This window comes from Stenotrophomonas sp. GD03877, from assembly GCF_029840555.1.
GTDB classification, from domain to species: Bacteria; Pseudomonadota; Gammaproteobacteria; order Xanthomonadales; family Xanthomonadaceae; genus Stenotrophomonas; species Stenotrophomonas geniculata.
The window spans coordinates 18,376-27,816 of record NZ_JAOCCT010000051.1; the positions used below are offsets into that span (position 1 = coordinate 18,376).

Consider the following 9,441-nt stretch of genomic DNA (forward strand, 5'->3'; position numbering starts at 1 on the left):
CGGCACCCTGTCGCCATCACGGCTGGGCGATGCCCAGCTGCTGCAGCACGAACGCATACGACTCGGACAGCTCACGGTAGCGCTGGAAGCGCCCCGACTTGCCGCCGTGGCCGGCTTCCATGTTGGTGCGGAACAGGATCGGGTAGTGGCCGGTGTTGTCGTCACGCAGCTTGGCCACCCACTTGGCCGGTTCCCAGTACTGCACCTGCGAATCCCACAGGCCGGTGCCCACGAACAGCGCCGGATAGGCCTGCTGCTTCACGTTGTCATAGGGCGAGTAGGACAGCATGTAATCGTAGTACGGCTTCTGTTCCGGGTTGCCCCACTCGTCGTACTCGTTGGTGGTCAGCGGAATGGTCGGGTCGAGCATGGTGGTGACCACATCGACGAACGGCACCTGCGCCACCATCACCCGGTAATCCTGCGGGGCCTGGTTGGCCACCGCGCCCATCAGCAGGCCACCGGCACTGCCGCCGGATGCGGCGACGCGATCCTTCGCCGCCCAGCGCTGTGCCACCAGCCCTCGGGTGACGTCGATGAAGTCGTTGAAGGTGTTCTGCTTGTGCAGCAGCTTGCCGTTCTCGTACCAGTCGCGGCCCATTTCCTGGCCACCGCGGATATGGGCGATGGCATACACCACGCCACGGTCGAGCAGGCTCACCGCGGTCTGGTTGAAGTACGGATCCATCGACATGCCATAGCTGCCATAGGCGTACTGGAACAGCGCGCCCTTGCCATCCTTCTGGTAGCCCTTGCGGTAGACCAGCGACACCGGCACCTTCACGCCATCGCGCGCGGTGATCCAGACGCGATCGGTTTCGTACTTCGACGCGTCATAGCCGATCACCGGCTGCACCTTCAGCTGGCGGCGCTCGCCGGTGGCGGTGTTCAGTTCGAACACCGTGGTCGGGGTGGTCATCGAGGTGTAGACGTAGCGCAGCCACGGCGTATCGGCCTCGGTGTTGTCGCCCAGGCCCATCGAATACGCCGGCTCGTCGGCCTTCACGTAGTCGCTGCGACCATCCTTGAACAGCAGGCGGATGCGTTCCAGGCCCTCGGAACGTTCGGCAATGGCGGTGTAGCCATCGAACAGTTCGAAGCCTTCGATGAACACCGCATCGTCATGCGCGATCCAGTCCTTCCACTGCGCGCGCGAGGTCGCATCGGTCGGTGCGGTGACCAGCTTGAAGTTCTTCGCACCGTCGTTGGTACGGATCACCCAGCGGCCATCGTAGTGGTCGGCGTCGTACTCGACGTCGCGCTGGCGCGGGGCCAGCACGGTGAAGGTGGTCGGGTCGCTGGCAGGCGCATAGCGCTCTTCCGAGGACACGGTGCTGTGCACGCCGATGGTGATGAAGCGATCGTCGCGGGTGCGGCCGATCCCCATGTAGAAGCTGTCGTCCTTCTCTTCGTAGACAACGGTGTCGGCGCTGGCCGGGGTGCCCAGCACGTGCTTCTTCACGCGCACGGTCAGCAACGTTTCCGGATCGTTCTCGACGTACAGCACGGTGCGGTTGTCGTCGGCCCAGACCAGGTCGCCGGAGCTGCCGGTGATCACGTCGGGCAGCACCTTGCCGGTGGCCAGGTCCTTGAAGCGGATCGTGTACTGGCGGCGGCCGACATCATCATCGGCCCAGGCCAGCAGCTGGTTGTCCTGGCTGACTTCCATCGAGCCGACACTGAAGTAGCCCTTGCCGGCAGCCATCGTGTTGACGTCCAGCAGGATTTCCTCGGCGGCCTCCATGCTGCCCTTGCGGCGCGCGTGGATCGGGTAGTCCTGGCCGGTCTCGAAGCGGCTGTAGTACCAGTAGCCACGCTCGCGCGCCGGCACGCTGGAATCGTCCTGCTTGATGCGGCCGACGATCTCCTTGTACAGGGTGTCTTCCAGCGGCTTCAGCGGCGCCAGCAGCTGGTCGGCATAGGCATTCTCGGCCTGCAGGTAGGCCAGCATGTCCTTGTTCTTGCGCTTGTCGTCGCGCAGCCAGTAATAGTCATCGTTGCGGGTCGCGCCGAACGGCGCCTTGACCACATGCGGATGCTTGGCGGCATCCGGCGGAACGGGCGGAGTGGCGGCGGTGGCAGTGGTGGTCATCAGGCTGGCAAGCAACAGGCAGAGGGTGGATTTCATGAGATAAGGCTCCAGGCGCATCAATGCAATGGTCTTCGGCGGGGTCAGATCCCTTTTCCCGAAAAGGGATCTGACCCCAATCCCTGCAATGCGGCAACCCTGCGGATCGTCATGGGTCATGCCGACCGGCGTACCATGGGCACATGAGTACCCTGCCCCACACGCCGGGCTACAGCCGGCGCAGCCATGAAATCGCTCCGTTCCACGTGATGTCCCTGCTGGCCCGCGCACAGGCGCTGGAACAGGCCGGCCACGATGTGATCCACCTGGAAATCGGCGAACCTGACTTCACCACGGCCGAACCGGTCGTGCGTGCCGGCCAGGCCGCACTGGCCGCCGGCCATACCCGCTACACCGCCGCGCGTGGCCTGCCGGCCCTGCGCCAGGCGATCAGCGGTTTCTATCGCAGCCACTACGGGCTGGATATCGATCCCGAACGCATCCTGGTCACCCCCGGCGGCTCCGGTGCGCTGCTGCTGGCCAGCAGCCTGCTGGTCGATCCCGGTCGCCACTGGCTGCTGGCCGACCCCGGTTATCCGTGCAACCGCCATTTCCTGCGCCTCGTTGAAGGCGGCGCACAGCTGGTGCCGGTCGGGCCGGACACCGCCTACCAGCTGACCCCGTCGCTGGTGGAACAGCACTGGAATACCGACAGCGTCGGCGCGCTGGTCGCCTCGCCGGCCAACCCGACCGGCACCGTGCTTTCCGCCGACGAACTGGCTGCACTATCGCAGACCCTGCACGCGCGGGGCGGCCACCTGGTGGTGGACGAGATCTATCACGGCCTGACCTACGGCCTGGATGCGCCCAGCGTGCTGCAGGTGGACGACAGCGCGTTCGTGCTGAACAGCTTCTCCAAGTACTTCGGCATGACCGGCTGGCGGCTGGGCTGGCTGGTGGCACCGCCGGCGGCGGTGCCCGATCTGGAGAAGCTGGCGCAGAACCTGTACATCAGCGCGTCAAGCATCGCCCAGCACGCCGCACTCGCCTGCTTCAGCGAAGAATCGATGGCGATCTTCGAACAGCGCCGTGAAGCGTTCCGCCAACGCCGTGATTTCCTGCTGCCTGCACTGCGCGAACTGGGCTTCCGCATCGAAGTCGAGCCGCAGGGTGCGTTCTACCTGTACGCCGATGTGAGCGCATTCACCGACGACGCGCAGGCGTTCTGCGCGCACTTCCTGGAAACCGAGCACGTGGCGTTCACCCCTGGGCTGGATTTCGGCTTCCATCGCGCCAACCAGCACGTGCGCCTGGCCTATACCCAGGAAGTGCCGCGGTTGCAGGAGGCGGTGGCGCGGATTGCGCGTGGATTGCGGAGCTGGGGCGCCTGATCGATCTGCGCGAACGGCATCCACGCATGGCGTGGATCTACTGGCCCTACGCCACGTAGATGCGCGGACCCAACGAAAAACGCCGCCCTGGGGCGGCGTTTTCCGTTCTGCTTATTTACCGCCCAACCGCTCCCACAGGAAGCTGTAGGCCAGCGCCGACATGTGTGCGGCCTGCGCGTTGTTGGCTGCACCGCCGTGGCCACCTTCGATGTTCTCGTAGTAGGTCACGTCCTTGCCGGCGTCGATCATCTTCGCCGCCATCTTGCGGGCGTGGCCCGGGTGCACGCGGTCATCGCGGGTGGAGGTGGTGAACAGCACCGGCGGGTAGTTCTTCTTGGCGTTGAACAGGTGGTACGGCGAGAAGGTCTTGATGAACTCCCAGTCGCTTGTATCCGGGTTGCCGTACTCGGCCATCCACGATGCACCGGCCAGCAGATGGCTGTAGCGCTTCATGTCCAGCAGCGGCACCTGCACCACCACTGCACCGAACAGTTCCGGGTACTGGGTCAGCATGTTGCCGGTCAGCAGGCCACCGTTGCTGCCGCCCTGCACGCCCAGGTGCTTGGCACTGGTGATCTTGCGCTTGACCAGATCGCGCGCCACCGCGGCCATGTCTTCATAGGCCTTGTGACGGTTCTGCTTCAGCGCTGCCTGGTGCCAGCGCGGGCCGTACTCGCCGCCACCGCGGATGTTGGCGACCACGTACACACCGCCCTTCTCCAGCCAGGCGCGGCCCATGCCACCGGAGTAGTTTGGAGTCAGCGAGATCTCGAAACCACCGTAGCCATACAGCAGGGTCGGGTTGGAGCCGTCCAGCTTCATCGCCTTGTCGTGCACCACGAAGTACGGCACGCGGGTGCCGTCCTTGCTGGTGGCGAAGTGCTGCTCGATCACCTTGCCCTTGGCATCGAAGAAGGTCGGCATGGTCTTCAGCGTTTCCGGCGCCTGGCCGATCTCGGCCAGTGCCAGCGTGGTCGGGGTCAGGTAGTCGGTGGCGGTCAGCCAAACAGCGTCGCTGTCGTTGCTGTCCACCGCGGCCACGCCCAGCGTGCCGAAGGCAGGCGCGCCGACGAAGCGGCTGGTCTGCCAGCCATCGGCGCCCGGGGTCAGCACCGACAGGCGGTTCTTGACGTCGTCCAGCACGTTCAGGACCAGATGGTTCTTGGTCCAGGTGGCGCTGGCCAGCGAGGTGGTCGCGGTCGGGGTGAACAGCACCTCGAAGTCGCGCTTGCCGGCCAGGAAATCATCCAGCTTGGTGGCCAGCAGCGAACCGGAGGCATAGGTCTTGCCGCCCACCGTCCACGGGTCGCGCAGTTCCAGGGTCAGCCACTGCTTGTGCAGGCCCTTCTCGGCCGAGTTCGGCGCATCGATCTTGGTCAGCGTGCCATCGTCGCCACGCAGGTAGATCTCGTTGTTGTAGAAGGCCAGGGTGCGGCTGACCAGGTTGCGCTCGAAGCCCGGGGTGTCATCGTGCATCGCCGCGATGTACATGTCTTCCGGCTTGCCTTCGTACACCAGGGTGGCCGAGGTCATCGGCGTGCCACGCTTCCACAGCTTGGCCACGCGCGGGTAGCCCGACGTGGTCATCGAGCCGGCACCGAAGTCGGTGTAGACAAACACGGTGTCGCGGTCGACCCAGTTCAGGCCGCCCTTGGACTCGGGACGGAAGAAGCCATCCTTGATCCAGGTCTTGTTGGCCAGGTCGAACTCGCGGGTGACGTCGGCATCCGCACCGCCACGCGACAGCGCGATCAGGCAGCGGCTGTAGTCCGGGCGCAGGCAGTCGGCACCATGCCAGACCCAGTTCTCGCCCTCGGCCTTGTTCAACGCATCCAGATCGAGCACGGTGTCCCACTGCGGCGAGGCCTTGCGGTACTCGGCCAGCGTGGTGCGCCGCCACAGACCACGCTCGTGCTGCTGGTCCTTCCAGAAGTTGTAGTAATAGTCGCCGATCTTCTGCACGCCGGGAATCTTGGCATCGGAGTCGAGCACCTCGCGGATGCTGGTCTCCATCTGCTTGAAGGCCGGGGTCTGCGCCAGGCGCGCCTCGGACTTGGCGTTCTGTTCCTTGACCCAGGTCAGCGGCTTGTCGCCGGTGACGTCTTCGAGCCAGGCGTAACGGTCGGTATCTTCAGCGGCCACGGCGGTCCCCACCGAGGCAGCGGTCATCATGCCGGCCAGCAGGCAGGCGGAAGCGAGTCGTGACATTGCAGCTCCAGGCAGTCATAAGCCTTGGAACGCTAGCACGGAATGTCGCGGCCGCCCCCGTGTCGAAGGTCAGGCCGTGGCTGCGGGGCTGCGCCGGCCTCGGGTCGTGCCGCCGGCGCGGCGACGGGCCTGTCCACCGGTACGCCGGGCCAGCCGCAGCCACGACAGCCCAAGCAGCGGGAAGCGCAACAACGCCCACCAGGCCACCAGCGGCATGCCCACCAGCCACATCGGCAGCCAGCCCAGCCAGGCGCTGCTGCCGCGCGCGGCTGGCCAGACCAGCACCAGCGCCAGGCCGGCCAGCGCCACCTGCTGCACGCTGCGCAGCAGGCGTGGATCGGCGCGTTCAATGATGACGCGTTCAGTTGCAGGGCGACGAACGGAACGTGCGTTCATGGGGCTTCTCCGGTGGACAATGCAACACAGCTTGGGCAAGGCCCTTCTCACAGGTTGCGACACCATTGACGGATCGCGTGCACACAGTCGACCATGCGCATGCAAGCCCACTGGAGCCCGCTCCCGCATGACTTCGATCCGCCCGCTCTGCGCCGCGCTGCTGGCCCTTTCCCTGGCCGGCCCCGCCGTGGCCGCCAGTGAGCCGCCGTCGCCCCGTACCAGTGCCTCTGGTGCAGCTGCCCTGGACGCACCGATCGACCTGAAGCGCTTCATGGGCACCTGGTATGTGATCGGCCGCGTGCCGAACTTCATCGAACGTGGCCATGTCGCCAGCGTCAACGAGTACGAGCTGCGCGACGCGCACAAGGTGGGCATCACCTACCGCTACCGTGATGGCTTCGGCGAACCGCTGCAGGAAGTGCGTGCCCGCGCCAGCGTCGACCCGGACAGCGGCAACCACGGCTGGCGCACCTGGTTCTACCGCGTCGTGCCGACCCATTCGCGGGTGCTGGAAGTGGCGCCGGATTACTCGTGGGCGCTGATCGGCTACCCCGGCCGCGAAATGGCCTGGATCTTTTCGCGTACGCCGGACATGGACAAAGCCCTGTACAAGGAGCTGGCCGAGCGCCTGCGTGACGAGTACGGCGTGAACACCGACAAGCTCAAGCGCGTGCCGCAGCACCCCGAGCAGGTCGGAAAACTGGGTTACGAAGTACCGAACGTGCGCTGATCGCGCCTGTGGTTGCGGGCATTGGATCCGCGCGATTGAACCTCAGGCCGCCCGCGGCTGCACCCTGCGCTCAATCTCGTTGCGCGTTGGCAAGGTCTTGAGATCGTAGGCCGCCTGCATCGCAAGCCAGGACGCGGCATCCCCACCGAAATGGCGCGCCAGCCGTGCGGCGGTGTCCGCCGAAATGCCGCGTTCGCCATGCACGATGGCATGCAGCCGCGTTGCGGGAACATCCAGGGCCCTCGCCAGCGCGTTCACGCTCAGCCCCAGCGGTATCAGGAACTCTTCGCGCAGGACCTCGCCAGGATGGATGGCGCGCATGCCGTTGTAGGGACGCTTCATGGCGGGCACCTCAGTGCTAGTCAACAATTTCCACGGCATCGGTACCGTTGTCTGTCCAGGTGAAGCAGAGCCGCCACTGATCGTCGATGCGAAGGCTGTATTGCCCCCTTCGATCACCTGACAGGGCCTCCAGCCGGTTTCCCGGCGGGCTGCGCAGGAAGGCCAACGTCTGTGCCGAGTCGAGCAACTGCAGCTTGCGCTCAGCAGCCCGCCGGATCGGGCGCCAGGCGCGGGGGCAGGTTCCTTCAAACAGAGCGCGGGTCTGCTTGCAGCGGAATGAACGGATCACTCCGTAAAACGTATTACGTTGAACGGAACATACCAAGGAATGGGATGTGCTGCCAGTCCCAGTCTGGCGATATCGATTCCTGATCGATGCGACTGTGTCCAGAGCCAGGCGCTATGAGCGCCTCCGGGCCAACGTTACGGTGGTGCCGGCCGCTGGACGGCAACCCCGCCACATCCGGACACATCGCGAGTCTGCCGGCCAGCGGCCGGCACTACCTGATGCGGGCGGAGCGCCTCGTCATTTGCGGCTGTAATGCGCGACCAGGCGGTCGCCGAGCATCTGCAGCAGCTGCACCAGGATCAGCAACAGGACCACGGTGACCAGGGCCACGTCGGTGTGCGAGCGCTGGTAGCCGTCGCGGAACGCCAGGTCGCCGAGGCCACCGGAGCCGATCGCACCGCCCATCGCGGTGAAACCAATCAGCGCCACCGTGGTGACCGTCGCACCGGCAATCAGGCCGGGGCGCGCTTCGGGCAGCAGCACGCGGGTGACCAGCTGCCAGGTGGTGGCACCCATCGCCTGGGTCGCCTCGATCACGCCCCGGTCGACTTCACGCAGCGCGGTCTCGACCAGGCGCGCATAGAACGGTGCAGCACCGATCACCAGCGGCACGATCGCACCGCGTACACCCAGCGACGTCCCCATCAGGAACAGCGTGACCGGAATCAGCACGATCATCAGGATGATGAAAGGCACCGAGCGCAGCAGGTTCACCACCAGCGCCAGCACGCCATAGGCGAACGGCCGGCGCTTCATCTGCGGCGCGCCGAACAGATACAGCAGCACGCCCAAGGGCAGGCCGATGGCCAGGGTAAGCGGCAGCGAACCGAGCAGCATCAGCAGGGTGTCGATGGTGGCCTGGCCGATGTCGGCCCACTTGCCCGCATCCAGGTGACGGAAGAAGCCGCCGGCAGTAGCGATGATCATCGACGCAGCTCCTCAACATGCACGCCGGCGGCCACGAACGCGGCCTGCGCGGCGGACTGGTCGCCGCCCACCAGGGCGACCACCAGCTGGCCATACGGGGTGTCCTTGATCCGGTCGATGCGGCCGGACAGGATGTTGTAGTCGACCCCGGTCTGCCGCGCGACGCTGCCGAGCAGGGGTTCGTAGGTGTCGCCGCCGAGGAAGGTCAGGCGCACGATGCGGCCACCGACGGCATCGAAATCGCGGTGCAGCGCACCTTCGTCCACCTGCTCCGATTCGCTGACGAAACGGCGCGTGGTCGGGTGCTGCGGGTGCAGGAACACGCGGGTGACCGGTCCGGTCTCGACCATCTGGCCGGCGTCGAGCACGGCCACGCGGTCGCACACACGGCGGATCACATCCATCTCGTGGGTGATCAGCACGATGGTCAGGCCCAGCTCGCGGTTGATCTTCGACAGCAGCGACAGCACCGAGGCCGTGGTCTGCGGGTCGAGCGCACTGGTCGCCTCGTCGCACAGCAGGATCTGCGGACGCGTTGCCAGCGCACGCGCAATGCCGACGCGCTGTTTCTGGCCACCGGACAGCTGTGCCGGGTACTTCTGCGCGTGCGCCTCCAGGCCTACCGTCTGCAGCAACTCGGCCACGCGCGCGTCGATCTCCGCCTTCGGCGTGCCGGCCAGCTCCAGCGGGAAGGCGACATTGCCGGTCACCGTGCGCGAAGACAGCAGATTGAAGTGCTGGAAGATCATGCCGATGCGCCGGCGCAGTGCGCGCAGGCCGTCCGCATCCAGTGCGGTGACATCCTCGCCACCGATCAGCAGGCGACCACCGCTGGGCTCTTCCAGGCGGTTGATCATGCGGATCAGGGTCGACTTGCCGGCGCCGGAATGGCCGATGATGCCGAAGACCTCACCGGCCTCGATGGTCAGGTCCAGCGGCTGCAGCGCGCTGACTGCGCGGCCGGCAACGGCATAGGATTTGTGCAGGCGCTGGAACTCGATCACGGGCGTGGCTCACCGGCTGGGTGACGGAAGGGGGCGTGCAGCCTACCAGCGCAGGCGGTCGCGCGCCCGCGCCATGGGCCAGAATG

At 66.0% G+C, this 9,441-nt stretch carries 9 protein-coding genes; 2 read left to right on the forward strand and 7 right to left on the reverse strand.

What is annotated here, in order from left to right; translation table 11 throughout:
• Positions 1-16: 16 nt before the first annotated feature.
• Positions 17-2,128 (reverse strand): S9 family peptidase, encoded by a 2,112-nt coding sequence (locus tag N5D20_RS23415; protein WP_197578813.1) that lies wholly within the window; start codon positions 2,126-2,128, stop codon positions 17-19.
• A 143-nt stretch (positions 2,129-2,271) separates the two neighbouring features.
• Here N5D20_RS23415 and N5D20_RS23420 point away from each other — a divergent pair, with 143 nt between their 5' ends.
• Positions 2,272-3,459, forward strand: coding sequence for a pyridoxal phosphate-dependent aminotransferase (locus tag N5D20_RS23420; RefSeq protein ID WP_049435913.1), 1,188 nt, complete (start codon positions 2,272-2,274; stop codon positions 3,457-3,459).
• A gap of 111 nt (positions 3,460-3,570) precedes the next feature.
• Here N5D20_RS23420 and N5D20_RS23425 read toward each other — a convergent pair whose 3' ends face one another.
• Positions 3,571-5,667: a prolyl oligopeptidase family serine peptidase gene (locus tag N5D20_RS23425; RefSeq protein WP_197578814.1), complete on the reverse strand. Its 2,097-nt coding sequence runs from the start codon at positions 5,665-5,667 to the stop codon at positions 3,571-3,573.
• Positions 5,668-5,736: 69 nt separating this feature from the next.
• Positions 5,737-6,063 carry a hypothetical protein gene (locus N5D20_RS23430; RefSeq protein ID WP_197578815.1) on the reverse strand — a complete coding sequence of 109 codons (327 nt, stop codon included), beginning with the start codon at positions 6,061-6,063 and terminating at the stop codon, positions 5,737-5,739.
• Positions 6,064-6,190: 127 nt separating this feature from the next.
• Here N5D20_RS23430 and N5D20_RS23435 point away from each other — a divergent pair, with 127 nt between their 5' ends.
• Positions 6,191-6,793 carry a lipocalin family protein gene (locus tag N5D20_RS23435; RefSeq protein WP_010481371.1) on the forward strand — a complete coding sequence of 201 codons (603 nt, stop codon included), beginning with the start codon at positions 6,191-6,193 and terminating at the stop codon, positions 6,791-6,793.
• 42 nt (positions 6,794-6,835) lie between these two features.
• On the opposite strand, the gene N5D20_RS23440 is transcribed toward N5D20_RS23435, so the two are convergent.
• From N5D20_RS23440 to N5D20_RS23455, 4 genes are all read right to left on the reverse strand, one after another.
• Entirely contained in the window at positions 6,836-7,135 is a 300-nt protein-coding gene (locus tag N5D20_RS23440) for a HigA family addiction module antitoxin (protein WP_049435907.1), read from the reverse strand.
• Positions 7,136-7,151: 16 nt separating this feature from the next.
• A complete protein-coding gene (locus N5D20_RS23445; RefSeq protein ID WP_197578816.1) occupies positions 7,152-7,424 on the reverse strand; it encodes a type II toxin-antitoxin system RelE/ParE family toxin in 273 nt (90 codons plus the stop codon).
• A 237-nt stretch (positions 7,425-7,661) separates the two neighbouring features.
• Positions 7,662-8,351, reverse strand: coding sequence for a methionine ABC transporter permease (locus tag N5D20_RS23450; RefSeq protein ID WP_010481370.1), 690 nt, complete (start codon positions 8,349-8,351; stop codon positions 7,662-7,664).
• Entirely contained in the window at positions 8,348-9,355 is a 1,008-nt protein-coding gene (locus N5D20_RS23455; RefSeq protein ID WP_054172533.1) for a methionine ABC transporter ATP-binding protein, read from the reverse strand. Before N5D20_RS23455 ends, N5D20_RS23450 begins: the two co-directional genes overlap by 4 nt.
• Positions 9,356-9,441 lie beyond the last annotated feature (86 nt).

What these genes read in the sequence shown, in the direction of transcription:
- N5D20_RS23430 (WP_197578815.1), bottom strand. Translation starts at nt 6,063, where the DNA reads ATGAACGCACGTTCCGTTCGTCGCCCTGCAACTGAACGCGTCATCATT.
- N5D20_RS23415 (WP_197578813.1), bottom strand. Translation starts at nt 2,128, where the DNA reads ATGAAATCCACCCTCTGCCTGTTGCTTGCCAGCCTGATGACCACCACT.
- N5D20_RS23435 (WP_010481371.1), top strand. Translation starts at nt 6,191, where the DNA reads ATGACTTCGATCCGCCCGCTCTGCGCCGCGCTGCTGGCCCTTTCCCTG.
- N5D20_RS23440 (WP_049435907.1), bottom strand. Translation starts at nt 7,135, where the DNA reads ATGAAGCGTCCCTACAACGGCATGCGCGCCATCCATCCTGGCGAGGTC.
- N5D20_RS23450 (WP_010481370.1), bottom strand. Translation starts at nt 8,351, where the DNA reads ATGATCATCGCTACTGCCGGCGGCTTCTTCCGTCACCTGGATGCGGGC.
- N5D20_RS23420 (WP_049435913.1), top strand. Translation starts at nt 2,272, where the DNA reads ATGAGTACCCTGCCCCACACGCCGGGCTACAGCCGGCGCAGCCATGAA.
- N5D20_RS23425 (WP_197578814.1), bottom strand. Translation starts at nt 5,667, where the DNA reads ATGTCACGACTCGCTTCCGCCTGCCTGCTGGCCGGCATGATGACCGCT.